Source organism: Acinetobacter sp. YH16032 (genome assembly GCF_013417345.1).
Lineage (GTDB): Bacteria > Pseudomonadota > Gammaproteobacteria > Pseudomonadales > Moraxellaceae > Acinetobacter.
The window spans coordinates 1-25841 of record NZ_VPEE01000035.1 but is presented as its reverse complement, the minus strand read 5'-3'; the positions used below and the strand labels follow the sequence as shown (position 1 = coordinate 25841).

28 protein-coding genes, 2 tRNA genes and 1 pseudogene are annotated in these 25841 nt (G+C 39.9%); 19 read left to right on the top strand and 12 right to left on the bottom strand.

What is annotated here, in order from left to right; all coding sequences use genetic code 11:
- The 4 genes from FTV32_RS13910 to FTV32_RS13895 form a co-directional block, all read left to right on the top strand.
- Window positions 1–584: multicopper oxidase domain-containing protein (locus tag FTV32_RS13910; RefSeq protein ID WP_180028974.1), on the top strand; the 584-nt coding region annotated here is incomplete at its 5' end.
- A complete protein-coding gene (locus FTV32_RS13905; RefSeq protein WP_180028973.1) occupies window positions 571–909 on the top strand; it encodes a hypothetical protein in 339 nt (112 codons plus the stop codon). The genes FTV32_RS13910 and FTV32_RS13905, both read left to right, overlap by 14 nt.
- Window positions 896–1840 (top strand): copper resistance protein B, encoded by a 945-nt coding sequence (locus tag FTV32_RS13900; RefSeq protein WP_004668309.1) that lies wholly within the window; start codon window positions 896–898, stop codon window positions 1838–1840. Before FTV32_RS13905 ends, FTV32_RS13900 begins: the two co-directional genes overlap by 14 nt.
- A gap of 231 nt (window positions 1841–2071) precedes the next feature.
- A complete protein-coding gene (locus FTV32_RS13895; RefSeq protein ID WP_180028972.1) occupies window positions 2072–3397 on the top strand; it encodes an ISNCY family transposase in 1326 nt (441 codons plus the stop codon).
- Window positions 3398–3559: 162 nt separating this feature from the next.
- Here FTV32_RS13895 and FTV32_RS13890 read toward each other — a convergent pair whose 3' ends face one another.
- Window positions 3560–4003 (bottom strand): hypothetical protein, encoded by a 444-nt coding sequence (locus FTV32_RS13890; RefSeq protein ID WP_218947424.1) that lies wholly within the window; start codon window positions 4001–4003, stop codon window positions 3560–3562.
- 276 nt (window positions 4004–4279) lie between these two features.
- On the opposite strand from FTV32_RS13890, the pseudogene FTV32_RS13885 reads away from it, so the two are divergent.
- Window positions 4280–4393 (top strand): annotated as a pseudogene (locus FTV32_RS13885) (type II toxin-antitoxin system RelB/DinJ family antitoxin); the annotation flags it as partial.
- Between the two features lie 230 nt (window positions 4394–4623).
- On the opposite strand, the gene FTV32_RS13880 reads toward FTV32_RS13885, so the two are convergent.
- From FTV32_RS13880 to FTV32_RS13860, 5 genes are all read right to left on the bottom strand, one after another.
- The gene (locus FTV32_RS13880) at window positions 4624–5370 is read right to left on the bottom strand and encodes an ATP-binding protein (protein ID WP_168408777.1); all 747 of its coding nucleotides are present in this window, start codon (window positions 5368–5370) and stop codon (window positions 4624–4626) included.
- A gap of 10 nt (window positions 5371–5380) precedes the next feature.
- A complete protein-coding gene (locus tag FTV32_RS13875) occupies window positions 5381–5935 on the bottom strand; it encodes a DUF1376 domain-containing protein (RefSeq protein ID WP_180028971.1) in 555 nt (184 codons plus the stop codon).
- Between the two features lie 72 nt (window positions 5936–6007).
- Window positions 6008–6256, bottom strand: coding sequence for a hypothetical protein (locus FTV32_RS13870; protein ID WP_004895356.1), 249 nt, complete (start codon window positions 6254–6256; stop codon window positions 6008–6010).
- On the bottom strand, window positions 6249–7430 hold the full coding sequence (locus FTV32_RS13865) for a site-specific integrase (RefSeq protein WP_160241738.1): 1182 nt from the start codon (window positions 7428–7430) through the stop codon (window positions 6249–6251). Before FTV32_RS13865 ends, FTV32_RS13870 begins: the two co-directional genes overlap by 8 nt.
- A gap of 19 nt (window positions 7431–7449) precedes the next feature.
- The gene (locus FTV32_RS13860; protein ID WP_000122748.1) at window positions 7450–7659 is read right to left on the bottom strand and encodes a hypothetical protein; all 210 of its coding nucleotides are present in this window, start codon (window positions 7657–7659) and stop codon (window positions 7450–7452) included.
- Between the two features lie 115 nt (window positions 7660–7774).
- Here FTV32_RS13860 and FTV32_RS13855 point away from each other — a divergent pair, with 115 nt between their 5' ends.
- The gene (locus tag FTV32_RS13855) at window positions 7775–8002 is read left to right on the top strand and encodes a helix-turn-helix transcriptional regulator (RefSeq protein WP_160241737.1); all 228 of its coding nucleotides are present in this window, start codon (window positions 7775–7777) and stop codon (window positions 8000–8002) included.
- A 325-nt stretch (window positions 8003–8327) separates the two neighbouring features.
- Here the strand turns inward: FTV32_RS13855 and FTV32_RS13850 are convergent.
- Together FTV32_RS13850 and FTV32_RS13845 are read right to left on the bottom strand one after the other, a co-directional pair.
- Window positions 8328–8403, bottom strand: a tRNA-Gly gene (locus tag FTV32_RS13850).
- A 47-nt stretch (window positions 8404–8450) separates the two neighbouring features.
- Window positions 8451–8523: transfer RNA gene (locus tag FTV32_RS13845), tRNA-Gly, on the bottom strand.
- Between the two features lie 227 nt (window positions 8524–8750).
- On the opposite strand from FTV32_RS13845, the gene FTV32_RS13840 reads away from it, so the two are divergent.
- The 5 genes from FTV32_RS13840 to FTV32_RS13820 all read left to right on the top strand — a co-directional run bounded on the left by FTV32_RS13840 (window position 8751) and on the right by FTV32_RS13820 (window position 11609).
- The gene (locus FTV32_RS13840; RefSeq protein WP_180028970.1) at window positions 8751–9059 is read left to right on the top strand and encodes a BolA family transcriptional regulator; all 309 of its coding nucleotides are present in this window, start codon (window positions 8751–8753) and stop codon (window positions 9057–9059) included.
- 26 nt (window positions 9060–9085) lie between these two features.
- On the top strand, window positions 9086–9478 hold the full coding sequence (locus tag FTV32_RS13835; protein WP_180028969.1) for a SirB2 family protein: 393 nt from the start codon (window positions 9086–9088) through the stop codon (window positions 9476–9478).
- 79 nt (window positions 9479–9557) lie between these two features.
- The gene (locus tag FTV32_RS13830) at window positions 9558–10394 is read left to right on the top strand and encodes a ParA family protein (RefSeq protein ID WP_180028975.1); all 837 of its coding nucleotides are present in this window, start codon (window positions 9558–9560) and stop codon (window positions 10392–10394) included.
- A 35-nt stretch (window positions 10395–10429) separates the two neighbouring features.
- Entirely contained in the window at window positions 10430–10819 is a 390-nt protein-coding gene (locus tag FTV32_RS13825; RefSeq protein WP_373683364.1) for a hypothetical protein, read from the top strand.
- Window positions 10820–11018: 199 nt separating this feature from the next.
- Window positions 11019–11609 carry a LysE family translocator gene (locus tag FTV32_RS13820; protein ID WP_092767920.1) on the top strand — a complete coding sequence of 197 codons (591 nt, stop codon included), beginning with the start codon at window positions 11019–11021 and terminating at the stop codon, window positions 11607–11609.
- Between the two features lie 76 nt (window positions 11610–11685).
- Here the strand turns inward: FTV32_RS13820 and FTV32_RS13815 are convergent, their stop codons facing one another.
- The gene (locus tag FTV32_RS13815) at window positions 11686–12333 is read right to left on the bottom strand and encodes a DedA family protein (RefSeq protein WP_180028967.1); all 648 of its coding nucleotides are present in this window, start codon (window positions 12331–12333) and stop codon (window positions 11686–11688) included.
- 198 nt (window positions 12334–12531) lie between these two features.
- On the opposite strand from FTV32_RS13815, the gene FTV32_RS13810 reads away from it, so the two are divergent.
- The 6 genes from FTV32_RS13810 to FTV32_RS13785 all read left to right on the top strand — a co-directional run bounded on the left by FTV32_RS13810 (window position 12532) and on the right by FTV32_RS13785 (window position 18197).
- Window positions 12532–12948 carry a DoxX family protein gene (locus FTV32_RS13810; protein ID WP_180028966.1) on the top strand — a complete coding sequence of 139 codons (417 nt, stop codon included), beginning with the start codon at window positions 12532–12534 and terminating at the stop codon, window positions 12946–12948.
- A 233-nt stretch (window positions 12949–13181) separates the two neighbouring features.
- Window positions 13182–14750, top strand: a complete 1569-nt coding sequence (gene guaA, locus FTV32_RS13805; protein ID WP_092767916.1) for a glutamine-hydrolyzing GMP synthase — start codon at window positions 13182–13184, stop codon at window positions 14748–14750.
- 685 nt (window positions 14751–15435) lie between these two features.
- A complete protein-coding gene (locus FTV32_RS13800; protein ID WP_180028965.1) occupies window positions 15436–16386 on the top strand; it encodes a pirin family protein in 951 nt (316 codons plus the stop codon).
- A gap of 22 nt (window positions 16387–16408) precedes the next feature.
- Window positions 16409–16807 (top strand): OsmC family protein, encoded by a 399-nt coding sequence (locus FTV32_RS13795; RefSeq protein WP_180028964.1) that lies wholly within the window; start codon window positions 16409–16411, stop codon window positions 16805–16807.
- Between the two features lie 135 nt (window positions 16808–16942).
- Window positions 16943–17584, top strand: a complete 642-nt coding sequence (locus FTV32_RS13790) for a glutathione S-transferase family protein (RefSeq protein WP_092767910.1) — start codon at window positions 16943–16945, stop codon at window positions 17582–17584.
- Between the two features lies 1 nt (window position 17585).
- Window positions 17586–18197 carry an alpha/beta fold hydrolase gene (locus tag FTV32_RS13785; RefSeq protein ID WP_218947423.1) on the top strand — a complete coding sequence of 204 codons (612 nt, stop codon included), beginning with the start codon at window positions 17586–17588 and terminating at the stop codon, window positions 18195–18197.
- A gap of 47 nt (window positions 18198–18244) precedes the next feature.
- Here FTV32_RS13785 and FTV32_RS13780 read toward each other — a convergent pair whose 3' ends face one another.
- The 3 genes from FTV32_RS13780 to FTV32_RS13770 all read right to left on the bottom strand — a co-directional run bounded on the left by FTV32_RS13780 (window position 18245) and on the right by FTV32_RS13770 (window position 21648).
- Entirely contained in the window at window positions 18245–18853 is a 609-nt protein-coding gene (locus FTV32_RS13780) for an SPOR domain-containing protein (RefSeq protein WP_035268975.1), read from the bottom strand.
- Between the two features lie 132 nt (window positions 18854–18985).
- Window positions 18986–20776 carry an arginine--tRNA ligase gene (argS, locus tag FTV32_RS13775; RefSeq protein ID WP_180028963.1) on the bottom strand — a complete coding sequence of 597 codons (1791 nt, stop codon included), beginning with the start codon at window positions 20774–20776 and terminating at the stop codon, window positions 18986–18988.
- A 269-nt stretch (window positions 20777–21045) separates the two neighbouring features.
- Complete coding sequence (locus tag FTV32_RS13770) at window positions 21046–21648, bottom strand: hypothetical protein (RefSeq protein ID WP_180028962.1); 603 nt, start codon at window positions 21646–21648, stop codon at window positions 21046–21048.
- A gap of 298 nt (window positions 21649–21946) precedes the next feature.
- Here FTV32_RS13770 and FTV32_RS13765 point away from each other — a divergent pair, with 298 nt between their 5' ends.
- The gene (locus tag FTV32_RS13765) at window positions 21947–23647 is read left to right on the top strand and encodes an NAD-dependent malic enzyme (protein WP_180028961.1); all 1701 of its coding nucleotides are present in this window, start codon (window positions 21947–21949) and stop codon (window positions 23645–23647) included.
- A 156-nt stretch (window positions 23648–23803) separates the two neighbouring features.
- Window positions 23804–25841, top strand: a 2038-nt coding sequence (locus FTV32_RS13760; protein ID WP_180028960.1) for a type VI secretion system Vgr family protein, incomplete at its 3' end; no start/stop codon positions are given.

Genomic DNA, 25841 nt, shown 5'->3' with positions numbered 1-25841 from the left:
CAGCAAAACCACAAGAAAATGATCAAGTGGTTTATGGTTGGGCAAATGCATCTACACCTGCGGGCAATAAAGCCTTGCAATATAGTGATTTAAAATCTTTAGAACCGCAAAAAGATACTCGTGAAGCTAGCAGTGAATTAGTAGTGCGTTTGGGCGGTACTATGGAGCGTTATATTTGGACGATTAACGGTAAAAAATTCAGCGATGCTGAGCCATTAAAAGTGAAGTATGGCGAGCGTATCCGTATCAAATTTATTAATGACAGTATGATGGCGCACCCCATGCATTTACATGGCATGTTTATGCAGTTGGAGAATGGTCAAGAGTCGGTAGATATGCCGAATAAACACACATTGATTGTACCACCGGGTAAAACAGTGACTGCTTTATTAACTGCGGATGAGTTGGGCGAATGGGCAATCCATTGTCATTTGTTGTATCACATGAGTGCAGGAATGATGAACAAGTTGATCGTGGCAAATGTTAGCGATGAACAAGTGTCTACAACGCCAATTCAAGGTACAAATTCGACTCAAACTCACCAAGTAACTGAGCAAAAAGGAGCTGGACATGCACATCACTAATTTTGTATTTAAAGCGTTTGTTTCTGTTGCGGTATTGAGTTTAACAAGCTTAAGTTTGGCGCACGAAGGGCATCATTCAACTGCTCAGACTGATGGAAAAAATGTACCATCAATGAATCATCAAGCGATGTCTGAGATGGATCATTCACAGCATTCTCCACAAGAGCATGCACAACACATGCAGATGATGGGGAAAATGAATCATGCTGCACATTCAGCACCGATGAACCATCAACATGCAGGTCATCAGCCAATGCATCACAAATCAACAGAGAAACAGCAAGATCAAAAAGTACAGAAAGGAGATCAACATGCGCACCATTAATCTTTTTTCTAAAACTGTTTTAGCAAGCTCTTTGTTGATGGTCAGTGCAGTGAGTTTGGCACATAATGGTGAAGATCATAGTGCGCCTGAAAAAATGACAGTTGCTACATCTTCTAGTCAAAATCAGCCGATGCAAATGGATCGCTCTCAAATGAACCATAGCCAAATGAATCAGGCACAACATCAGGCAACATCTACGGTTAATCATTTACATCATGTACCAGATGCGAATGCTCAGCAGAGTTCGCATTATGATCATCGCTCAGAACACGGTGCGCAAATTTATGCGATTACGACAGTGGACAATAAGTGGCTTGTCAATGAAGATGGCACAGGTGATTTAAAGTCAGAGTTTGAAACCCGTATTGGCACAGATGAAAATAAGGTTTTTATTAAAATTCATGCCGATAAAGAAGAATCGCATGATGCACATTATGATGCCAAACTTTTATATAGCCGTATGATTTCAGACTTTTGGGATGCACAGATTGGTGCACGTTATCGTAGTGAAAAAGTTGAACTCAATGATCATCGCAAAGACACCGAAGAAAATGTTGATGCGGTGATTGGCTTACATGGTATGGCGCCATATTTCTTTGAAACTGATGCTTATCTCTATGCGGGAGAAGACAATTATGCGGGCTTTAGCCTAGAAACGGAACGTGATTTTCTGATTACGCAAAAGTTGATTATTCAACCTTATTTAGAGTTGGATGCTATCTTTAGTGATGACTCTAAATATGCGAAAAAAACTGGTTTAAGCAGTGCAACCGCAGGGTTTGAAACTCGCTATGAAATCAGTAAAAAGATCATGCCGTATATCGACATTGCCTATGAGTATTCAAAAGGTAATGATGAAACGTCGTGGCAAATAGAATCAAACTCTGAGAAAGGTTGGTTATATGGAGCTGGTGTTAGATTTAGATTTTAATTAATTTAATGATTACTAAATAGCTTTATTTAAATAAAACTCTAGCTTAGTGTGGCCGGAAGCAAAATGTTAACTTATTTTGCTTCCTTCCATTTAACATAATGGCTGTTATACGAAATAAAAATGTAAGCCCAAAATAGAAATGTCCGGTTTCTCCAAAGTAAAAATGTCCGCTTTTAGAATATGCACTTTTGCAATTTTCTTAGCGGACGGTTTGATATGTTGGTGTCTATGTCGGATAAAGAACTTAAACGATTGTCGGTCTTGCAGGAAATCTGCGATCAACGCATAACTCAATCCCAGGCTGCTCAGCTACTTCATATTTCAGAACGTCAGATCAGACGCTTACTGCAGAAATACAAAGCCCAAGGTCCAGCTGCATTAGCCCATGCCGGTCGTGGCCAAATCAGCAATTCTAAACTTCCTGAAGAACTCAGACTCAAGTGCCTCAATATTGTTTCTGACCAACTCCATGGTTTCGGACCCACTTTAGCGCATGAAAAGCTCACCACCGTACATGGATTCGATCTTTCAGTAGAAACCCTGCGTTCTTGGATGATTGCAGCTGACTTATGGATGCCTCGATCCAAGCGCCTGAAACGACCGTATCAGCCTCGTTACAACCGGGATTGCTTTGGTGAACTGATCCAAATTGATGGCTCACACCATGACTGGTTTGAAGGACGCGCTGCTAAATGCTGTCTGCTGGTGTTTATCGATGATGCCACAGGAAAATTGCAGCATTTACGCTTCTGTGAATCAGAATCAGCCTTTGACTATATGATTTCAACACGTTTGTATATTGAGCAGCATGGTAAGCCGTTGGCATTTTACAGCGACAAACATTCAGTCTTCAGGGTGAATCAAAGCAGCAAGAAAGACACCAAGATTACCCAGTTTGGGCGCGTACTCAGCACCCTGAATATCGATATTATCTTCGCTAATTCACCACAGGCAAAAGGCCGTGTAGAACGGGCCAACAGAACGCTTCAGGACCGTCTGATCAAGGAGATGCGCCTGAAAGGCATCTGTTCGATTGAGCAAGCTAATGTCTGGCTACCCTGCTTCATTGAGCAGTTCAATCAGAAGTTCGCCAAGATGGCTTTTAATCCTAAGAATCTACATCGGCCTATCATGGAAACAGCCGAAGAGTTAGATGATATTTTTACTTGGCGTGAACCTCGCAGAGTCACGAATAGCCTGACGATTACTTATGATAAATGCGTCTATCTGCTGGAAAATAAAGAAGAAAACCAGAGTCTCATGGGTAAATATATTGAATTTCTAGAATACCCAGACGGTACGGTCGCCATTGAATATCAGGGAAGAAAAATCAATTACAGCATCTTCGATAAATTAAGTCAGCTGAACCAGCGAGAGATTGTTGAGAATAAACGTTTGAGTTCAGTCTTGGCCCATATCCAGCAACAGCATGAAGAACTAGAACAGCAAAACAAACGAAGTCATTCTCAATCTATGCCACGTAGACGAGCACAGAAAACAGCAATTCAACAACGAAATCTGAATCCTGTGCTTGACTTGGAAATGTCTGTATAGGACATTTCTATTTGGTTATTAGGTAGGACATTTCTACTTGGGAATAACAAAAAAAACCTAGGCACCAGCCTAGGTCTTAAATTTAAAAAAACATAAAAATCAAGAATATATTCTCAACTTTTCAACTTCGTATAACGTGTATTATGTTAATTTTAGGGAATCTTAACATCGCTGACGATTTAAACTTCTTTTTAAGACAAAAAATGAAATAAAGAGAATAGATAGGATTAATAAAAAACGTGTTACATAAATCGGAAATACTAAAGATTTCTCCCAGCGTTTACTTCCATCTGGATCGGTAATAAATACAAAATTATCATTTGAGGTGGTTTTCTGAAAAATAATTTTTTTTATCAAAATATTAGATTTTGAAACTGATTTAGTATCAATTATTTCGCCCTCTATTTTTATTATATTTTTCAATTTTTTGATCTCGCAAAAACTTTCATTTTCACTTTGTAAATATGCACAATTAGCTAAGTATTTTTTCTTATCTTCAACCAAAATTAGAGATGTCATTCTTCCCTGTTTTATATCAAAAGTAGGACTATCTAGATGAATTGGCAGCTTTGATATAGGAGTTATAAGATATGGATTAAAAAACAATATGAGCGACCAAAAAATAATTGTTGGGATTATAAAGATAAATATGTTTTTATAAAAAAATAGATATATTTGGGACGATGGAGACTGTATTTCCTCTGTAACCCAATTTCTAATGTTTCTCATGCATTTCTATTCTAAGTAGTGATTAATCATAAGCATAATATACAGTCACTTAAGTATCCTCCTCTATTTAACATAATGGCGGTTATACGAAGTCGACTTGTAATGCAATTTGCATTACAGTACTCCTAGTACATTAAATAACTGGGAAATATGATGGCTACTGTTAACTTCAGGATCGATGAAGCCCTTAAAGAAAAATCTTATTCAATCCTTAAAGAGCAAGGTATTGCACCTACGGATTTCTTCACTAGTATTCTTGAGTGGCTTTGTTGCATAAATATGTAAGCATCTGATTTAAATAAATTTAATTTTGGATCAAAAAATAATCAAAACTTTTAAAATCATATAGTTATGAAATCTTTGTGCAACAAAGCCGTTCAAACTTAATAGGATATTGATTGTGGAAACCGAGAGTTATCTGCTGGGTTAGATGTTCTGAATCTTTAGAAAGAAAGCCAATTATCTCGGAAGATAATTGGCTTGAGCAAAGAGTTTGGCTATCCGCTTATTCGTCGATCATCCCAATAACACGGTACTACAATCAAATTGTTTTCATGTAATCGTGACCATAATCGGACACCTAAATCCCGCTGCATATTTTGGACTGTGAAATTGGAAATCAGCAGGGTAGATTTCATATTGTCATAACGACTATATAAGATCTTATGCACCATCTCCAGGCGTTTTTCATGCCGGTCATGCAGGCCATATTCATCAATCACCAATAAATCAAAACTGGAGAAATGGTCGATAACTTCTTTCTCAGAGCGTGAAGCATCTGACCAGGTATCCATCATTTTTTGAGCGATTTCTGCACTGGTATAGTAGCGTGCAGATTTTGTACTATTATGCAGAATGTTGCGAATAATTGATGCACTCAGATGGGTTTTACCTGTACCCGGTGTACCAATCATCAACATGTTCGGGTTGTGGTCAGAAATAATCTGCTGTGCAAAGGCCTGACATAGTTTGATGGTATCGTCTTGTGCAGGGCATGCAACTACATAATTCTTGAAGCCACGATCCAGGTAACGTTTATTGAGCCCTGAATTTTTAATTTTCTGTTGTAGCAATCGCTGTTGCAGCTCATCTGCATAGGCTGCATGTGAGTGATGGACGGTTTCTTTGGCACACAATTTACAGAGCCTGTGACCGGCGATTTCCATCAGGGGTATATGATGGGTAGGGCAGAGTGTTTCTATTGTTTCTGCGCGAAACTGGAGTGTTTTAAGCATGGTATCCATGGCTGATCTCCTAAATCCATTTTGAATTTTCTAAAAAACTCTCATTTTTTTCTTCAAAATTTGAAGATGAAGATGAAGATGAAGATGAAGATGAAGATGAAGATGAAGATGAAGGGCATGATTCAAGCATGGCTTGAGTAATACTCGAGCTCTTCTCAGGAGCTGCTTGAGCATTTACTTTTCGTTGCTTGGTTGATGCTTGAGCATTACTTGCGGATTTATTCCAGCGTGCTTGAGCTGCATTTTTAGCTTTATCAGATTTCATTTGCTGATTTTGCAATGCCTGGCTTTTTAAACTGGTTAAAAAACTTGAATGAATCTGCTCAGACTCGACTTCAAACAATTCCAGAGCCATCAGCGTATTCAACAAAGTTTTAGCCTTGGTGTGCTGAGGTAATTTCGTGATGCTACATACAGTAGCTAGGTCATGAGGGATGGCACCATTTTTCCAGAAATCCATCATTAACAGCAGTGCCGCACCAATTTGTTCTGCCGTCATTCGTGCAAATTTTGCCTGTAGGTCGCCAATATAGAGTGGCATCCAAATTGAAATATCTTTATGCATGTGTTCACCTTTTTATAGATATAGAGGGGCTAAGGTCATCGATTGGATGACCTTCTGTCTGTGTTTGTTTTATTAGTGAGCGAGACTCATTAAGCGGAGACGGGCCTGTTGGGCCAAGTCATCGTAATGGGCTTGCCCTTCATCCAACATTCGCTGTAACCAGAGTCTCAACGCCTGGTGATCATCGAAGCATTTGTTGATCTCCAGCAAAAATGCCAGATTGTGCAGTTTGGGAATGTGTAGCTCATGGATTAATTCACGAGCGACCATATCTGCTTCAGGACTGACGACCACACCACCAAAGAAAGCTTTACTATTCATGTGCAAGCTCCTCTGTATTTAGTTTTTCCAGCATGGCTTCAAAAGCACTGCCATCGCGACGCGTAACATTGGGGATGTAACGGCTATAGACCCGGAATAGCATTTCAGTCGTTGAATGCCCCAATTGACGTGCGATCCATTCCGGATTCTCTCCCGCCGACAGCCAGAGTGTTGCTGCGGTATGACGTGTTTGATAGGCTCTTCTAGGCTTCAATCCTAGAAAGCGCAAGATCGGATGCCAGACACGTTTATTCACCAGACGGTAATCGAGAGGTCCACCGTCACGATTGCAGAATACAAACTCTGATTTGCCATTATTTAAGCTTTTCTGTTGTAGAAAGGCCTGATAAACCCGATCACTCATTTGGATGGTACGGTCAGAACCATAAGTTTTGGTTCCACCAAGCACACCATTCACTAACGCTTCTCTGATATGGATTTCACGACGTTGTAAGTCGATATTTTTCCATTGCAGACCATCGATTTCACTGGTACGCATACCCGTAAAAAAGCGAATGGTGTAATAGGGGCGGAAGTCTTCACGCACTGTGGTAAGAATTTTATGCACCTCTTCCAGAGAAAAAGGTGTGACTTCAATCTTGCTTTCCTTCAGATTGTTAATATTTTTATAAGGCGACTCAAACTCGTATCGTTCAGCCGCATCATTGAGTATCATACGTAAAGGCGTCATGATTTGATTGATCCTCGATGCTTTTAGACTTGTCTGATCTTTTCCGTGTGTCACTTTGGCGAGAGAGGCACGGAAGTTCAGCAAGTCTGACTTCTTGATTTTCGAGAGAACCTGATTACCAAAAGCAGGAATCAAATAGTTTTTGATTACAATTGAAACCTTTTGCTGGTATGAGGTTCTCCATTCAACTTGTTTCTGCTTAAACCACAATTCAGTAAACTCTTTAAAAAGAGGAACCCTAGTTTGTACAGCGATTTGCTGACTTCTTTTTTCCTTAAAATCATCGACACGTTTACTTTTTGGAAAGTACTTTTCGTATTCAAAAGTGCCCAGTGTGATTTCTGCCTCAAGCTGTTCGAGACGTTTTTTCAAAATGCGACGGTTATAGGCATTGTCTTCAAGATTGGTTGTTTCTCTGCAACGAATGCCCATGTAGCGAAAGTCGGCAATCAGTTTGCCACTTCGTTCCCGGATGGTAGCCATCAGTTAAACCTCCTAAGCCTTATTGCAAAGCATCCATGCTTAAACCAGTGAATTTAAGCATTTCAGTTTCAATACGTTCCCAAACAAAAAGAATTTTGCGGCCACCAAAAGGACGGATGTAGTGAACACCTTCAATAAAGACACTGTCCTTCAGCTGGTTGCGAATGGTACGAGCGTCGTACTGGATTTTTTCAGCCAGTTGCTGGGCTGTGAGATAGGTATATGACATAATTGTATTCCTAGCGTAATTCATCGGATGTAAGGAATTTTTCATCCTTAGACCTAAAATAACCTCAAATTTAATTAAATGCAATTAAATTTTCATTGTATTAGAGGAAAAATTAATGGTTATTTGTAAGCTACCAATATTGTTGGCTGAAAGAAAAATGCGTGTAGCTGACTTAATTCGTGGTACAGGCATTAATAAGACAACTTTGCATAAGCTTTATAATGGCGAATTGACTCGAATTGATTTGGAGACCATCGATCGAATTTGTGATTATTTGGATGTACAGGTAGGGGATTTATTTGTTTTTGAAAAAGACAATAAAGAACAATCTGTTAGTCAGTAGTTTGGTCACAAATGGTCACATCAAAAAGTGAAATGGTCACAAATTATTGATCATTTGGTAAAAAATACCTTGTTTGGAAGAGAACAGGGTGATTTTTTGCCTTCAAAAAAGCTCTGAAAGTGGTGATCGATTGAGGACATTTAAGATCAATTGAGACCATTTTTTTTGTTGTGGGCACGCTATGGTCACATCTTGGTCACAAAATACAAATTACATTAAGAATATTTTTTATTGAATCGAATAACAAAGGAAGAAGAGTTTTTAAAAAATATAATAAAATCAACAAGAAAAAAGCCCCAATCTTTCGATCAGGGCTTTTTGAATTTGGAGCGGGAAACGAGACTCGAACTCGCGACCCCAACCTTGGCAAGGTTATGCTCTACCAACTGAGCTATTCCCGCGGAGTCTATCAATTTTTTAAGTGAAAAAACTGAATGAAAAAATTTTGAGCGGGAAAGGAGACTCGAACTCCCGACCCCAACCTTGGCAAGGTTATGCTCTACCAACTGAGCTATTCCCGCATGCCGTGTATAATACAGCATGAAAAATCAGGGTCAACAACTTTATAAAAAAATATCGTGTGATTGAATAAAATTAAAGCATTTCAATGTATTTCGCTTAATTTTTGATTGGTCTTAAGCTCAAGATTAAAGCGAAACTCTCCAATGGCGGTGTAGTTTATTTACTTTTTATTCTAAAACTTCACGGTATACTGCTGGCAACCAATGAATGCGTGTGGAATGTAAGCATGACTTTAGAGCAACAATTAATTGAGCGTTTACAACAATTGTCTCCTGTGCACTTGGACGTGGTGAATGAGTCATCAGGTCATGGTGGCTATTTTCCTGGTAAAGAATCGCATTTTAAAGTCACTGTTGTAAGTGAAGTGTTTCAAGGCTTACGTTTAGTACAACGCCATCAAAAAGTATATGCACTGGCGGGTGACCTATTGAGTCCAGGAAAGATTCATGCTTTGGCGATTCATGCTTATGTGCCAACTGAATGGACTGGTAAAGCGCCAAATAGTCCTGAATGTGCGCATGCACCGAAAGCTTAAATTTTAAAAGTAGGAGAGTGGCTGAAATGGATACACACTTAGTCATTAAAATCGTGCATATGTCGAGTTTGCTCTTGTTGATCATTGCTGTATTAGCACGTGCGACAACCTTATATTTTGGCGTCGAAAATCAACAACCCAATCCGAAAGGACGTAAGGCTTATGTTGCGCTTCAACATTTGGCATTTACTTTGGTCATTGGGACAGGCTTGATTTTATTGTTTTTGAATAATTTTCAAGTTCAGCCTTGGTTCTATGCCAAAGTGGTCTTAGTGATCGTAATGTTATCTTCATTAATTAAAGCATACCGCCAAGATGCGTCTGTACTGTTAATTCAACGTCGTGCGGGGGTACTGATTAGTTGTGTCGCATTTATGGCCATTATTGGCATTGTGATGATTAAGCCAACTTTCGGTTAATTGTTAGACACAATCGCTTAGGCTCTCACCCCTCTAGGTTAAACTTGATTCATAGAATGAATTGAGCCTAGAGGGAATGATGCGTACACGTGTGGTGTTTAATCAAAAAGGTGGCGTTGGTAAATCCAGTATTACAGTAAACTTGGCTGCACTGAGTGCACATCAGGGTTTTAAGACACTTGTCATTGACCTCGATCCTCAGGCCAATTCCAGTCAGTATCTATTGGGGGATGATGCGACTTATAATGCCGATAAACCTGCACTAGAACCCAATATTGAAAATTTTTTCGAAGATGTATTGGCGAATCAGTCGAGCAAAGGTTTGATTGGTCAAGCCATTGGAAATTTACTCAAAAATAAAAATAAAGGCTTAGAAGCCTATATACATCAGTCACCATTCCCATCTCTCGATGTTTTGCCTGCAAGTCCCTCGCTTGGTGCTTTAGAGCATAGCCTCGAATCCAAACATAAAATTTATAAGCTGCGTGATGCGATTCAGCATCTAGCAGGGACTTATGATCGGATCTATATCGATACACCGCCTGCATTTAATTTTTTTACTTTGTCGGCATTAATTGCAGCAGACCGAGTGTTGATTCCATTTGATTGTGATGTCTTTTCTAAGCGTGCTTTAAACACGTTGATCGAAAACATCATGGAAACCCAAGATGATCATAATGATCGCTTGGAAATTGAAGGTATCGTCGTTAACCAGTTTCAAGCGCAAGCAAAACTTCCTCGTGAAGTGGTACAGCAGCTCAGAGATGAGCAACTACCTGTGCTCAATGCGATGTTGCCACCGTCGGTATTGATGAAAGAGTCTCATCATAAAAATATGCCGTTAATCTATTTAAATACAGATCATAAATTGACGCAGGCCTACCAATCATTGTTCAATGAAATCGAGAATAAATAAGATTTGAGAAGAGTATGAACTCACGCGCGATGAAAATGGTCATGCAACTTGGTGCAGTCGGTACGGTTGCTGTATTGATGACTGCTTGTGCGACGACGGTTAAACCGAGTTATGTTTCCCCGACGCAATATCAAGCATTGAACTGTGTACAACTTGGTGCTGAATTCAATCGTATTCAACAGTACATCAATAATGGTGTACAACCGCCTAAACGTACAGGTGTTGGCGTTGGTCTAGGTGTTGGTGGTGGCTGGGGCCGTGGCGGTTGGGGCTTTGGTCCTTCAGTTTCCGTCAATATGGGACAGTCATCGAATACTAAAAATACTGAATTGTCGCGATTATATGGTGAGCAAGATGCGATCTCACAAGCGGCAACATTTAAAAATTGTCCTTATGTTCCTAAGCGTCAACAGCAAGCTCACTAATTTAAAAGGGCTGTTCAATCTGAGCTTGAGCAGCTTTTTTTTAGCAAAATGTTTCAATGTAAATTTATTAAAATGAATATTTTATAAAATTATTAACTGAAAATAGACGTGACATTCATCATTTCTTCACTTTAAAAACTTGTCTTTAAATTCGTTTTTCGTTTAAGGTGTGCCTCCTCTAAATCTCTGATTTTAATCTATGGTAGAAAGTTGGCTTTATATTTTTGCAGTGTTCGCGGTATTACTTATTCCCGGTCCAACCAATGCATTATTGGCTAGCGCAGCACATCACCATGGTGTATTAAAAGCATTCTATTTCGTACCTCTTGAGTTACTGGGTTATATCTACGGCATTAGCATTTGGGCACTGTTGGTGCATTTAACCCTACCAATTTGGCCAATGCTGATTCATATCTTACATTTGGTGAGTGCAGTTTATGTGATTTGGATGGCTTTTCATTTATGGAAAGCTTCACACCTTAAGCAATTGAGCCAAAAAAACATTCGAATGAGTCGCAGTCATCTTTTTAAATCGACTCTGAAAAATCCAAAATCTATTTTGTTTGCAGTTGGTATTTTTCCAGCATGGACTTGGGATTCTTTTCAAAACTATTTTTTAGTTTTGGGTGTATTCACCTTATGTTTAATTCCATGTGCTTTATTTTGGATGTATTTTGGTCGTAAAGTCTTGGCAGGGAATCAGACGGTGGTCAGCGCAGATCGCTTATACAAAGGTTCTGCCATGTTACTTATGCTCAGTATGTTACCTGTCATTATTGGATTTTTCTAAGCCATTCAATATTTTGTAGTGATAAAAAAAAGCAGATTCTTGGTGGAGAATCTGCTTTTTTTGAAGCTTAAGATCATTACATCATTTCGGGATTTTTCTTTGGGAAAAACTTGTGGCGAATAAAGCCAATGATCCCCGGCAATACGCTTAGAATAATGATTCCGAAAATTAAATGGGTGAAATTGTCTTTCACGATCGGCATATTGCCGAACAAATAACCCAAGGTGATAAACGAAGAAATCCACAAGAAAGCACCAACGACATTGTAAGTAATGAAGTATTTGTAGTTCATGCTTCCTGCACCAGCGACGAAGGGTGCAAATGTACGCGCGAATGGGACAAAACGCGCAAAAATAATGGTTTTACCACCGTGTTTTTCGAAGAATTTTTGCGTATAAACCAAATGTTTTTTATTGATAAATCGAGATTCAATCTCAAAAACGCGTGGTCCAATATATTTTCCAATATGATAATTTAAGGTATCACCCAATACTGCCGCAGTGAATAACAACATGCCCAAGAGCCACGGATCCATTGCACCTGTTGAGGCTGCTAACGCACCTGCTGCAAACAGTAAACTGTCCCCAGGTAGAAAAGGCATGACCACTAATCCCGTTTCTACGAAAATAATCAGGAATAAAATTCCGTAAATCCAAATGCCATAATTGGTAATAAATTCAAGTAGATGATCATCTACATGCAGAATAAAATCGATTAAATCCATGAGGGGTGAACTGAGCAAAAATGTGTTCAAATGCTAACAGCCATCGGCGCTGATGTCAGTAGTCAATTGATTTAAATTATAGGTGAATTATTGTTCTGATTATGCAACGCTGATTCTTTATATTGATTATTTATCCTAAAAATAAAAGCTACTAATCTAGGGTCATTACCAAAAACAAAACATAGATAGGTCAACCCAATGTTTAATCCAAATCAAGTGATTCAAAAAATTGTTGCTCAACCCACAGTGCATGCAACTTTAACCTTCGTCGCACGTGTCCTTTTAGCATATATCTTTATTGTGGCGGGATGGGGCAAACTCGCAGGTTATAGCGCGACAGTTGGATATATGGAAGCGATGGGTGTGCCAGGTGCATTATTGCCAATAACCATTTTGGTTGAACTGGGTGGAGGCTTAGCACTGTTGTTTGGGGTGCAAGCACGATTATTCGCAGCAGCTTTAGCTGGTTTCAGTTTAGTTACCGCATTTCTTTTTCATGGTACACCTGAAGATTCGATACATTTCATGAAAAACTTTGCTATGGCGGGTGGTCTAATCTTTCTCGTATTGCATGGTGCAGGTCAATGGAGTATCGATCAGCGTTTTGAAAAATAAATGACAATTACGCAATGCAGGCGAAATGACAGAATTATTCGCCTGCTGCATCGTGATCTGAATGTAACTCAAAGGCTTGAATGATCAAAGCAATCGACTGAAATTGTTGAATAAAAAGACAATATTTAATAATAATGTATTGAAATATAGAGAGATTTGAATAGTGTGCGTAAGCTTAATAAAAATGATAGAATAGCGCGCTAATCCTTCGTTAGCCTTTCATAGTTGTTATCATGACTACCAATACTCAAATTACCGAAGATCGTATCCTGATTTTGGATTTCGGCTCTCAATATAGCCAATTGATCGCACGTCGTGTACGTGAATCAGGCGTATATTCTGAAATGTATGCTTTTGATATGTCGGAAGAGGACATCCGCGCATTTAATCCAAAAGGGATTATTCTTTCAGGTGGTCCTGAGAGTGTTCACGTTGAAGGCAGCCCACGTGCGCCAGAAGTTGTGTTTAACTTAGGCGTACCAGTATTGGGTATTTGTTACGGTTTACAAACGATGTCTGCTCAGTTGGGCGGTAAAGTTGAACCGGGTACAGTTCATGAGTTTGGCTATGCTGAAGTCGATATTAAAGTACGTGATGCTTTAATTGGCGATCTTGAAGATTCAGCAGACAAATTGAAAGTATGGATGAGTCATGGCGATAAAGTGACTCAAATTCCAGAAGGTTTCCAAATTACTGCAAGTACACCAAGCTGCCCAGTGGCAATGGTGTCTGACGAATCTCGTCGTTTCTACGGTATCCAGTTCCACCCTGAAGTAACACATACTGCTAAAGGTAAAGAGTTACTTGAGAACTTTGTACAAAAGATCTGTGGTTGCCGTAGCCTATGGAATTCTGAAAACATCATTGATTTACGTGTTGAACAATTACGTGAACAGATTGGTGATCAGAAGGTTCTTCTTGGTCTTTCAGGTGGTGTAGATTCATCTGTTGTGGCTGCATTGCTTCACAAAGCAATTGGCGATCAATTGACATGTGTATTCGTTGACAATGGTCTTCTTCGTTTAAATGAAGGGGATCAAGTGATGGAAATGTTTGCGAAAAACATGGGTATCCGTGTGATTCGTGCTGATGCTGAACAACGTTTCCTTGACGCTTTGGCAGGTGAAGTTGATCCTGAAGCAAAACGTAAAATCATTGGTCGTGAGTTCATCGAAGTATTTGCTGAAGAAGCACGTAAGCTTGATGGCGTGAACTTCCTTGCGCAAGGTACGATTTATCCTGATGTGATTGAATCTGCTGCAAGCAAACAAGGTAAAGCGCATGTGATTAAATCACACCATAACGTGGGTGGTTTACCGGAAGATCTCGCTTTTGAATTGGTTGAACCAATTCGTGATTTATTTAAAGATGAAGTACGCCGTTTGGGTACAACTTTAGGTCTTCCATTTGAGATGCTTTATCGTCATCCATTCCCAGGACCAGGTCTTGGTGTTCGTATTTTGGGTGAAGTGAAGAAAGAGTATGCTGATATTCTTCGTTTAGCCGATGACATCTTCATGCAAGAACTTCGTGCAAGTGGTTGGTATGATAAAACTGCACAAGCATTCGCTGTATTCCAACCAGTAAAATCTGTGGGTGTAGTCGGTGATGGCCGTCGTTATGCATGGGTGATTGCACTTCGTGCGGTTGAAACGGTTGACTTTATGACGGCTCGTTTCGCACATCTTCCTTATGATCTTGTTGATAAAATCTCTACTCGTATCATGAACGAGATTGCAGAAGTTTCACGTGTTGTTTATGACGTATCGTCTAAACCACCAGCTACGATTGAATGGGAGTAATTTAGGGCTTTCAAGAAACAACGTTTCTTGCCTAAATTACGCCAAGAGCTATGCTCGCGGCAGTGAGGGATTTCGGACAGCATGGCTGTCCGCTTGAATTACCCCAAGCGCTGCGTGAGCGGCAGTATCTGAATCAAGACATACCCCAATAAAAAAGGACGCTTAGGCGTCCTTCCTATTTTTTTATCTAAAATTTAATTTAGAAGAATTCTATATTTGAAGAATTAGTCAAAATACGTAAAGCATTGGAAGTCATTAGCCCAAATAACGTTGTTTTAAGAAATTTCCTAAACTCTTGTTGTGGCAAGGCAAGTAATTTGATTGCTACTTACTTAGAATCTAAAGGATAAGGTGAATTTCAATATATTTTAGGAAAAAATATAAAGGAAACAGAAAGTCATGCTTGGCTTTTAAATGTAAGAAGTAGATATATGGTTGATCTAACAGCAGATCAATTTGGATTGGATAAAATTATTTATACATTAGAGCATGAGTATCCTTTATCGCAGTTATTTCCAAAACAATTAAATCAAGGGCGGGCAAGCATTCTATTTTTAATACATACAAAACTCTAATTGTCCTACTCATAGTATTCAGCGTATTAAGTCTAAGGTGGTTCAATTTGCATGACCTTGTTAATATCTATAACAAAGATAGCCATTTGCCAAACTTTTAGGATAACAACATGACCAATAATACTTATACCGAATTGTCTCATTCAGAAGACTGTGAAAAGCACGCCAACCAATTTATTCAGGAATTTCCACTGCGCCGTGCAGAAATTGGTCAAGGAACAGTGATCAAACGCGCTTTACCAAGTCGCCATAAGCGTATGATTGGCGCATGGTGCTTCTTAGATCATGCAGGTCCTGTGACATTTGAAGCTGGACAAGGTCTAGATGTTGGTCCGCATCCACATATTGGTCTTCAAACCTTTACTTGGATGATTGAAGGGACCATGTTGCATAGCGACAGCTTAGGGACAACAGATCAGCTGATTCAGCCCAAGCAAGTCAACCTCATGACAGCAGGTCGAGGTATTTCACATACTGAAGTCGCGCCAGCGAATGAAACAAAAATGCATGCTGCCCAACTTTGGATTGCATTGCCTGATGACAAACTTACCATCGAACCAGCTTTTAATCACTATCCTGAATTACCCGTGGTTAATCAGTCAGGTATCGAATTTACGGTATTGGTCGGTGAGTATCTAAATACAGTATCACCAGTCAAAGTACATACAGAGCTTTTAGGTGTTGATTTATTTGCGCAAGCAGCCACAAAAGCACGTTTACCTTTAAATCCAAAGTTTGAATATGGATTTATGGCGCTTGAAGGTACAGCAACCATCAATGGTCATCATTTAGATGAAGACAATATGGTAATTTTAGAGCCAGGGCTAGAATATGTGGAAGTAGAGATCCATGACAATAGTCGTGTACTGCTTTTGGGCGGTGAGCCATTTGAATCACCAATTTTATTATGGTGGAATTTCGTTGGACGTACGCAAGAAGAAATCAAAATTGCACGTGATCAATGGATAGCAGAAGATCCTCGTTTTGGGTCAATTCCATCATACCAAGGCGAGCGTTTGAAAGCTCCGATATTGCCTGATAGCATGCGTCCATCTAAATAATAAGACAAAGAAGGAAAATAAAATGGCAACGATCGCAAATGCAAAGGTCACCACACTACCTGAAAAATGGGGTGGTGAGATTCAATCTGGTCAGCACACATTTCTCACCGATAAACCTGAATCATTCCAAGGTTTAGATCGTGGGCCTGCACCGTATGATTTTATTTGTTCAGGATTAATTTCCTGCACAATGATTACATTACGGATGTATGCTGAGCATAAAGGACTGGATTTAGGCGAATTTAGTGTCGAGGCAGATTGTAAAGCCAATAAGGAAGGGCAGGAATGGATTGAGCGTCGTTTAAGTTTTAAAACTAACTTGGATGAAGCGCTACAAGAAAAAGTTTTAAATGTGTGCCAAAAAACACCCGTTACTAAAACAATGCTCAGAAGTGTCGAAATTAAAACAACAATTATTTAAATATAGACAACTTAATAGGCATCAACATTCTGTATTTTTGTAATTTACAGCTAAAAAGAAGACATTTTGTGTAAAGCAGGATGTCTTTTTTTATTCAAAATGGCTATATAGAGAGAAATAAAATTAGGTGGTCTTATGCTGACATTACATCATTTAGAAAAATCACGTTCTTCAAGAATTATTTGGGCGCTAGAAGAGTTGGGTGCTGAATACCAAATTCAACATTATAAAAGATTGCCAACTTACGCCGCTCCACCAGAATTGAAGAAGGTTCATCCTTTGGGGAAATCACCAGTGATTACTGATGATAATTTAGTGATCGCAGAATCGGCGGTGATTTTAGACTATCTGGCAGATCGCTATGATACTCAGCATCAATTTAAACCCCAGTCACAGCCGGACTTAACACAATATCAGTATTGGATGCATTACGCTGAAGGCTCATTAATGCCACTTTTAGTGATGACCTTAGTTCTCTCGTTTGTACCTCCTAAAGTACCTTTTGTGATTCGACCAATTGCCAATAAAATTATTGATGGGGTGACTGATGGATTTATACAACCGCGTCTCGCTGAACATATTGAATTTTTAGAACAGCATTTGGCGCAACATGAATTTTTTATATCTCAGTTTTCATTTGCAGATATCCAAATGAGTTTTCCCTTAATCGCGATGGATGAGCGCTTAAATGGAAAATATCCGAACATTCATGCGTATGTAAAACGCATAAAACAAAGACCTGCTTATCAGCGAGCGGTCATCAAGGGTGGTGATTAAGATGGCAGATCAGGCAGTGAAATTAATCTTCCTGCCCGGAGCATCTGGCAGTACTGCATTTTGGAAACCTGTTCAATCACATTTTGAATCTGAGTACGACACGCACATCATTGCTTATCCCAGTTTTGGTGAATATCCTGATCATCCACATGTAAATTCAATGTCAGATTTACAAGATTATGTATTTGATCATCTTCAGCGCCCAAGTATTCTGATCGCTCAATCTATGGGTGGGGTCATTGCTGTTCAAGCGGCGTTGAGGTATCCAAAATTGATTCAAGGTTTGGTGTTGGTCGCTACGTCAGGTGGCGTTGATTTAACACCATTTCATGTTAAAGATTGGCGTGCAGAATATCAAAATGAATATGAAGTGCCGCACTGGTTTATTGATGATGAAACCAAATTAGATGAACGGCTTGCTGAAATTGAATGTCCTGTACTATTAATCTGGGGCGGAGATGATGACATTAGTCCTGTCGCAGTAGGTGAGTATTTAAATCACGCTTTTAAGTATTCAGAGCTAAATGTGATCCCGAACGGACAACATGATTTAGCTAAAGTTTATGCGTCAGAGTGTATTTCTTTTATCCAACGCTACTTAGCAAAATTTTAGGTTTGCTCTAGACTAAAAAAGGATGCTAATCGCATCCTTTTTTTTGATTATCGTTTTACAACGATTGAATCAATACCGCTGTGTTGTAGGGTTTGCTGAGCGATGACAGCAGCTTCTTGAGAGTCATAAGGTCCAGAGACAACCCGATACCAGGTTTGACCGCCTTCCGTGGTTTTAATGACATCTGCAGATAAGCCGTTGAGAATAATTTCAGCACGACGTGCATCAGCACTATCTGGATCTGGATAACTTCTGACTTGTAAAAGGTAGCTACTCGCTACGGGTTGAGGTTCTGCATTTTCAATCAGTTCACCCTCTGTCGTTGTAGCATCAGCAACCACAGGTGCTTCCACGATGACAGGTGCGGTGTTCACTTGCTGATTTTCAGGTACAGCTTGATCGGGGATTGGAGTCACTTGTTGTTGAGGCAATAAATCGTAGAAGCGATAATCTTTATTCGTATCTTCTTGATAATGTTCAGATTGAATATCATTGCTTTTTGGTTGGACTGGCGCCCACGGTTTCCATAGCATTAAGGCTACGGCAAAACTCAGTACAATTAAAATCAGAACAAGCATACCTAACCATTTTGGTATTAATGGTTGTTTAGGTTTGTTAGGTCTTTCTGATACACCACGCTGCGTTTTTCCAAACACTTGGAAACCTCTCTTATTTTAAGATCATGCAATGGAAAATTGGATTACCATCACATGGAGTTTTTATCTCATTTTTTTCAATAATAAAAGTCTAAAGAGGTGAATCTTTTAAAAAGATTCACCTTCGATGACTTACATGCTTTCAGGTGCAGAAACGCCTAAAAGCTCTAAACCATTTTTCAAGACTTGACGAACATTTACCGATAACAACAAACGTGCTTGGGTCAGATCAGCATCATCACCGAGTACTTTATTTTCGTTGTACCAACCATGGAACAATGCTGCAAGTTCTTTTAAGTAGTTACCTACTTGATGCGGTTCATGGCTGTTTGCAGCACGTGCAATAATTTCAGGGTATGCTGCAAGTTTTGCTAAGATTTCAGTTTCAGCTTCTAATTCAAGCTTTGCGGCAAAACCACGCGCAGTGGTCGCATCGAAGTTGATGTTCAAGCTGCTTGCTTTTTCTAGCATACGACAAATACGTGCATGAGCATATTGAATGTAATACACCGCATTGTCTTTACTTTGAGAAACCGCGAGATCTAGATCAAAGTCGATGTGCTGTTCAGACTTACGCATGACATAGTAGAAGCGAGCAGCGTCGTTGCCGACTTCTTTACGTAGATCACGCAATGTGACAAATTGACCTGAACGAGATGACATTTGAACCATCTCACCACCGCGCCATAGGCTGACGAATTGTACTAATAACACAGTCAGTTTTTTTGAGTCATATCCCATCGCATCAATCGCCGCTTTTACACGTGCGATATAACCGTGGTGGTCTGAACCCCAAATATCAATAATGTCAGTATAACCACGCTGAAGTTTATTCAGATGGTAAGCAATGTCAGAAGCGAAGTAAGTGGTTTGGCCATTACGACGTTTTACAACACGGTCTTTTTCATCACCAAATTCTGTTGATTTGAACCAAATGTTGCCATCTTTCTCATAGAGGAAGCCGCGTTGATCAAGTGTTTGTAATGCTTCTTCAATTTTTTCAGTCAATGATGCTTCACTGAACCATTGGTTGAAAGTCACACCAAATTCACCAAGATCATCTTTGATATCATCAAGAATTGCTTTTAACGCAGCTTGATGAAAAACGCGATAACCTTCACCTATTAACGTCTGCGAGTTAAAAATTAGACCATCAATGTGTTTTTCTTTATCGCCAGAAATTACAACCTTGTTACCTTCGGCATCAAGTTCTTCAGCATACTGCACATCTTCTGGCACATCTTTAAAAACATCAGCTACAGGGCGAACATATGCATCGTCGTCTTGATCAATAATGCTTTGTGCAATTTCTTTAACGTAATCGCCTTGGTAAGCATTTTTAGGGAATACTAATGTTTGACCAGTTAACTCAAGGTAACGTAGATAAGTAGACGTCGCTAAAATGTCCATTTGACGACCAGCGTCATTCACATAGTATTCACGATCCACTGTAGCACCAGTTGCTTCAAGTAAATTCGCAACCGTCATGCCATATGCTGCGCCACGACCGTGACCCACATGTAAGCTTGATGTCGGGTTCGCAGAGACAAACTCAACTTGGATTTTTTTCGTAGCATTAACTTGCGTACGACCAAAATCATTAGCTTGTGCCTGAATAGCATCAAGAACAGCAAAACGTTGGTCTGCATTCAAGAAAAAGTTGATAAAACCAGGACCAGCGATTTCCGCTTTACTGATATCCGCAACTTCTGGCAGTGCAGCAAGAATTTTTTCTGCTAAATCACGAGGCTTCATACCTGCAGCTTTAGACGCGATCATTGCAATATTCGAAGCGAAGTCACCATGGCTTCGGTCTTTGGTTCGCGTTAAGTTTCCGCTGTTGTTAAAGTCAGATGGGAGGACCCCTTCAGCTTGAAGAGATTGCACTGCATGATCGAGAGCTGCTTGTATTGCCGTATTCATAATTTATCGAAAAATTAATGTCGCAGAAAAACGACAAATATAGCAAATTTAGCGCTCATTAGCGAAGCAGATTTGCGTTGAATAAAACTTATCCGACATAAAAAATAATAAAATCAGTTTTTTTAATCACTATGCGCTATTTGCAGAATTAACGATGATGAAATTAATCTTTTACATCTAATGCATATCGATGATTGAATTGAGCCTGATTGTCTTTATCTCATTTAATGTGAATTTAAATAGAAATCAGGCAGTTTTATGACTCGAAATTAAGCCATACACGTGACAGGCTTATTTAGTAATTCTGCTTTACCATTTTGGAAAGTGTATAACTTAGATGCATGGAAGATTTTAATGGTTTTGGCCTTTTGAGCAGCAGTTTGAAATGTCGCTAATTTTTTTTGATTCGCCAAACTAAAAGGATTTCCGTAATTCTTATTGTCGAGTAGTACTTGGATCGTTCCAACTTCAGGCTGAAGACTATTTAAAATTTCTGATCCTTCCGCATTTTGTATGCTGAGACTTGGTTTTTGGACACTATTCTTACAATTTAAGCGCAGGAACAGCATGTGACCATCAACTGCTTTGTTTTGTAAGTCATAAATTCCTTGAAGGTCATTTTCGATATATACCCACTGACCAATCGGCATATTTTGTTTAAGTTTCTCAATTTGCTCGAGTGTTGTTTTACTAATATCGACAATGCCTTTTTTATCAATTTCAGGGGTCTTATCGGCGCGTGCTAAACCCACCATTGAAAGTGCTTTATCACCGACCTTTGAGGTCGTGTCAGTGATGGTTTGGCAACCCGTTACATTTAGCAGTGAAATAATAGTTAATGGCAAAATGGCAATTTTAGCTGTAATTTTCATGTGGATCTAATAATGAAGTAAAAATACGATTGAATCCGATATGAGCTGAATCGTTCAGATTAGTTTGCAAAAAAAAAGTTAATAAACATGAATAATACATTTGAAATGTGACAGTTTTATCTAATTTTCTATCAATAGAATGAGGGATTGAAGTTATAAAATTTAAAAATACTACCAATATTATTATCAATTTTATAAATATACATTTGTTTTCATTTAGGCTTAAGCTATTTCTTAAATAAATGGTAAAAATGAAATGAAAAAGGTCTGAATTTAGGCCTGATCCATGAGATTAGAGATGACAACTGAACACACTGAAGTAACACACCCTCTTTATACCCCTTATGCTGGCTTTACTTTGCTTGAACTACCTCTCCTTAATAAAGGCTCTGCGTTCACTGAGGAGGAGCGAGCAAGTTTTAATCTCAATGGTTTACTACCTCATGTGATTGAAACGATTGAAGAGCAACACCAACGTTCATATCAACAATTTACGTCATTTCATGACGACATTAATAAGCATATTTATCTGAGAAATATACAAGACACCAACGAGACTTTGTTTTATCACCTCATAGAAAATCATTTATCAGAAATGATGCCGATTATTTATACCCCAACTGTAGGTGAGGCTTGCCAACGATTTTCTGATATTTACCGCCGTCATCGTGGTGTATTTATTTCATATCCTGATCGTGCCAACATTGACGATATTTTACAAAATGTGAATAAGAACAACGTCAAAGTTATTGTAATCACAGATGGTGAACGCATTCTTGGTTTAGGTGACCAAGGGATTGGTGGGATGGGAATTCCAATCGGAAAATTATCTCTCTATACCGCATGTGGTGGTATTAGCCCAGCTTATACATTACCCATTACATTGGATGTAGGAACCAATAATGCACAGTTGCTAAGTGATCCAATTTATTTAGGTTGGAATCAGCCTCGTATTAGTGGCGATGAATACTATGACTTTGTGGATGATGTACTTCGTGCGATTAAGCGTCGTTGGCCAAAAGCATTGATTCAATTTGAAGATTTTGCTCAAAAAAATGCAATGCCATTGCTGGAAAAATATCGTGATCAATATTGTTGTTTTAATGATGATATTCAAGGCACTGCTGCTGTTGCGGTTGGCAGCTTAATCGCTGCAAGTCGAGCTGCAGGAAAACAATTACGTGACCAGAAAGTGGCATTCTTGGGTGCTGGTTCAGCGGGCTGTGGTATCGCTGAGCAAATCATTGCGCAAATGGTGGCCGAAGGTTTGAGTGATGCTGAGGCAAGATCACGAATTTATATGGTCGATCGTTTTGGGTTATTGACCGATAATCAACCAAATCTTTTAGATTTTCAGCGTAAACTGGTTCAAAGTTCAGAAAATGTATCCGCGTGGGCTGATGCGGAAGGCATCATTTCATTGCTAGATGTTGTAAAAAATGCACACCCGACAGTGTTAATTGGTGTCTCTGGACAACCGGGTTTATTCACTGAAGAAATTATTCGAACTATGGCATCCAATTGCGAGCATCCTATTGTATTGCCATTGTCGAATCCAACGTCGCGTGTAGAAGCTGTACCAGCAGATATTATTCAGTGGACGGACGGTCGCGCTTTGATTGCAACTGGTAGTCCATTTATGCCTGTTAATTATCAAGATAAGCTACACAATATTTCTCAGTGTAATAACTCTTATATTTTCCCAGGGATTGGCTTAGGCGTGATTGCTGTGCAGGCAACGCGTGTTACAGACAATATGCTGATGGCATCAAGTATGGCGTTAGCAGATTGCTCTCCAAAATTGCAAAACCCTGACGACGACTTACTTCCTGATCTCAATGATTTGCAGAAAGTCTCCCGAATCATCGCGTTCAAGGTTGCAAAAGCGGCGATTGAGGATGGTGTTGCCTTGCCATTAAGTGATGAGCTTATCGAAAAAAGTATTGAAGATAATTTCTGGAAGCCTGAATATCGCCGTTATAAGCGAATTCCATTTTAAAAAACTTGAATTTTCAATATAAATTCATTGGAAATAAATAGGAATCAATGCGTTGGTTCCTATTTTTTTGTTTAGAATAATTACAATATTTAAAAGCAAAATTGAGCGGAATACGCTACAATTTTCAAAAATCATAATAATAGCTTTAATCATTCTATGCTCAATAATATCAATTCAATTATAGAAGGCTTGGGTCTTAGCCCGCAAAAGCGCGCCTTACATATTAAATTTTCTAATCCAATATTAGATAGCCAAGTTTTCATTCAACGAATTCAGGGTCAACACTTTATTAATCAAGGCTTAAAAGCTGAAGTATTATGCTTATCGACGAATGCGCATTTACAACTTAAGCAATTCATTGGTTGTTTAGTGGCTGTCGATCAAGTTACGGATCTTGGAAAATTAGCTCGGACTACTGGGATTGTGACAGGGGTGAGCCAAGGTCAAAGTGATGGAGCGTTGACCTTATATAAGTTGACTGTTGAAGATGCAACTTCACTTTGGCACAAACGCCGTAACAGTCGCGTATTTATGAACAAATCCGTGGTTGATATCACTGAGATTATTTTTAAAGAGTGGCAGACGAAAAGCGTGTTATTTAGTACCGCTTTGAGTCTGTCAACGGCGGGTTTAAAAGCATCATATGATATACGTCCATTTGTGATGCAAGCCAATGAATCAGACTATGATTTTCTAACACGCTTACTACGCAGTGAAGGCATTAACTGGCTCATTGATGAAGCCCAACCGATTGTACCGAGCAACAACAGCCCGATCGAAGCACAAAAGCTCCGCCTGATTGACGACAACAGCCAATACCAAGCCCTTAACCGACGCAACATTCGCTACCACCGCAGTGATGCGACAGAACAATTTGATAGCATCACCAGTTTTATTGGACAACGCAGCCTACAACCCACCGCAGTCCACCTACAACGCTGGCAAGCCACAGCCCTCGAACAAGAAGAAGGTGCAGGCTCAGTCCAAAGCAAACACCAACACAGTGACCACCAAGACAATGCCAACCTAGGCCTCGAACAAGCATGGCACATCAGCCCTGCATGGATCCAAGACCTCAAAGGCGAAGACCAAGCCACCGCCTCAGGCAACAGCCAAGTCGAAAAACTCAACCAACACCTCAGCGACTACTACGCCGGACAAAGCAAACAATTCATCGCCAAAGCCAGCGTCAGAGACAGCCAAGTCGGCTACTGGTTCAAACTCGATGGCCATCCAGAAATTGCAAAACACAGCGGAGTTGTTCAAGAATTCCTCATTGTTGGCAAACGCTACTACAACCAAAACAACCTACCCAAAGACTTAGACCAACAAGTCCAACAACTGCTACAACGCAGCCAATGGACGCCAAAACACAAGACAAACACCAACCAAGCAACCCACACGGACCAAGAACGCCAAGCCAGCGAACTCATCCTACAACGACGCAACATCAAAACCGTACCCGAATACAACCCACTACAACATCGACCCAGCACCCATCCCCAACGCGCCAAAGTGGTGGGACCTGCAGGAGAAGAAATCCATGTCGATGAATGGGGACGCATCAAAGTACGCTTCCTGTTTACCCGAGCAGAAGACCACCAATTTGATGGCGGTGCAGGCAGTAACAACAACGATACCGATTCAGCTTGGGTCGATGTACTGACCCCATGGGCAGGCGAAGGCTATGGCGCACGCTTCCTTCCTCGAATCAATGAAATCGTGGTCATCGACTTCTTTGACGGCAACATCGACCGTCCCTTTGTGGTAGGCCGCCTACATGAAGCCCAACGCAGCCCAACCCGATTTGACAGTCAAGGCCAACTGCCGGACACTAAAAAACTCGCAGGGATTAAAAGTAAAGAAGTCCAAGGCGAAGGCTATGGACAACTCCGCTTTGATGACACCACAGGACAAATCTCCACCCAACTGCAAAACACCCACGGGGCGAGCCAACTCAACCTAGGGAATCTCAGTCATCCCAAAGCAACCGCAGAAAGTGAAGGACGTGGTGAAGGTTTCGAACTCAGAACTGACCAATGGGGTGCAGTACGAGCAGGCGAAGGCATACTCATCTCCACCTATAAACAAGAACAAGCCAAAGCAAACCATTTAGATGCAAGCGAAGCCAAACAACAACTCGAAAGTAGCTTAAACAACGCCAAAGCCTTAAGTGAAGTGGCACAAAATCAAC

Excerpts from the sequence above, each read along its gene's own strand:
- FTV32_RS13785 (WP_218947423.1), top strand. The coding sequence starts at position 17,586 with ATGGCAGATCAGGCAGTGAAATTAATCTTCCTGCCCGGAGCATCTGGC.
- FTV32_RS13795 (WP_180028964.1), top strand. The coding sequence starts at position 16,409 with ATGGCAACGATCGCAAATGCAAAGGTCACCACACTACCTGAAAAATGG.
- FTV32_RS13835 (WP_180028969.1), top strand. The coding sequence starts at position 9,086 with ATGGATACACACTTAGTCATTAAAATCGTGCATATGTCGAGTTTGCTC.
- argS (WP_180028963.1), bottom strand. The coding sequence starts at position 20,776 with ATGAATACGGCAATACAAGCAGCTCTCGATCATGCAGTGCAATCTCTT.
- FTV32_RS13810 (WP_180028966.1), top strand. The coding sequence starts at position 12,532 with ATGTTTAATCCAAATCAAGTGATTCAAAAAATTGTTGCTCAACCCACA.
- FTV32_RS13865 (WP_160241738.1), bottom strand. The coding sequence starts at position 7,430 with ATGGCTACCATCCGGGAACGAAGTGGCAAACTGATTGCCGACTTTCGC.
- FTV32_RS13840 (WP_180028970.1), top strand. The coding sequence starts at position 8,751 with ATGACTTTAGAGCAACAATTAATTGAGCGTTTACAACAATTGTCTCCT.
- FTV32_RS13790 (WP_092767910.1), top strand. The coding sequence starts at position 16,943 with ATGCTGACATTACATCATTTAGAAAAATCACGTTCTTCAAGAATTATT.
- guaA (WP_092767916.1), top strand. The coding sequence starts at position 13,182 with ATGACTACCAATACTCAAATTACCGAAGATCGTATCCTGATTTTGGAT.
- FTV32_RS13870 (WP_004895356.1), bottom strand. The coding sequence starts at position 6,256 with ATGAATAGTAAAGCTTTCTTTGGTGGTGTGGTCGTCAGTCCTGAAGCA.
- FTV32_RS13770 (WP_180028962.1), bottom strand. The coding sequence starts at position 21,648 with ATGAAAATTACAGCTAAAATTGCCATTTTGCCATTAACTATTATTTCA.
- FTV32_RS13895 (WP_180028972.1), top strand. The coding sequence starts at position 2,072 with ATGTCGGATAAAGAACTTAAACGATTGTCGGTCTTGCAGGAAATCTGC.
- FTV32_RS13900 (WP_004668309.1), top strand. The coding sequence starts at position 896 with ATGCGCACCATTAATCTTTTTTCTAAAACTGTTTTAGCAAGCTCTTTG.
- FTV32_RS13905 (WP_180028973.1), top strand. The coding sequence starts at position 571 with ATGCACATCACTAATTTTGTATTTAAAGCGTTTGTTTCTGTTGCGGTA.
- FTV32_RS13815 (WP_180028967.1), bottom strand. The coding sequence starts at position 12,333 with ATGGATTTAATCGATTTTATTCTGCATGTAGATGATCATCTACTTGAA.
- FTV32_RS13765 (WP_180028961.1), top strand. The coding sequence starts at position 21,947 with ATGACAACTGAACACACTGAAGTAACACACCCTCTTTATACCCCTTAT.
- FTV32_RS13860 (WP_000122748.1), bottom strand. The coding sequence starts at position 7,659 with ATGTCATATACCTATCTCACAGCCCAGCAACTGGCTGAAAAAATCCAG.
- FTV32_RS13880 (WP_168408777.1), bottom strand. The coding sequence starts at position 5,370 with ATGGATACCATGCTTAAAACACTCCAGTTTCGCGCAGAAACAATAGAA.
- FTV32_RS13875 (WP_180028971.1), bottom strand. The coding sequence starts at position 5,935 with ATGCATAAAGATATTTCAATTTGGATGCCACTCTATATTGGCGACCTA.
- FTV32_RS13820 (WP_092767920.1), top strand. The coding sequence starts at position 11,019 with ATGGTAGAAAGTTGGCTTTATATTTTTGCAGTGTTCGCGGTATTACTT.
- FTV32_RS13800 (WP_180028965.1), top strand. The coding sequence starts at position 15,436 with ATGACCAATAATACTTATACCGAATTGTCTCATTCAGAAGACTGTGAA.
- FTV32_RS13825 (WP_373683364.1), top strand. The coding sequence starts at position 10,430 with ATGGTCATGCAACTTGGTGCAGTCGGTACGGTTGCTGTATTGATGACT.
- FTV32_RS13855 (WP_160241737.1), top strand. The coding sequence starts at position 7,775 with ATGGTTATTTGTAAGCTACCAATATTGTTGGCTGAAAGAAAAATGCGT.
- FTV32_RS13830 (WP_180028975.1), top strand. The coding sequence starts at position 9,558 with ATGCGTACACGTGTGGTGTTTAATCAAAAAGGTGGCGTTGGTAAATCC.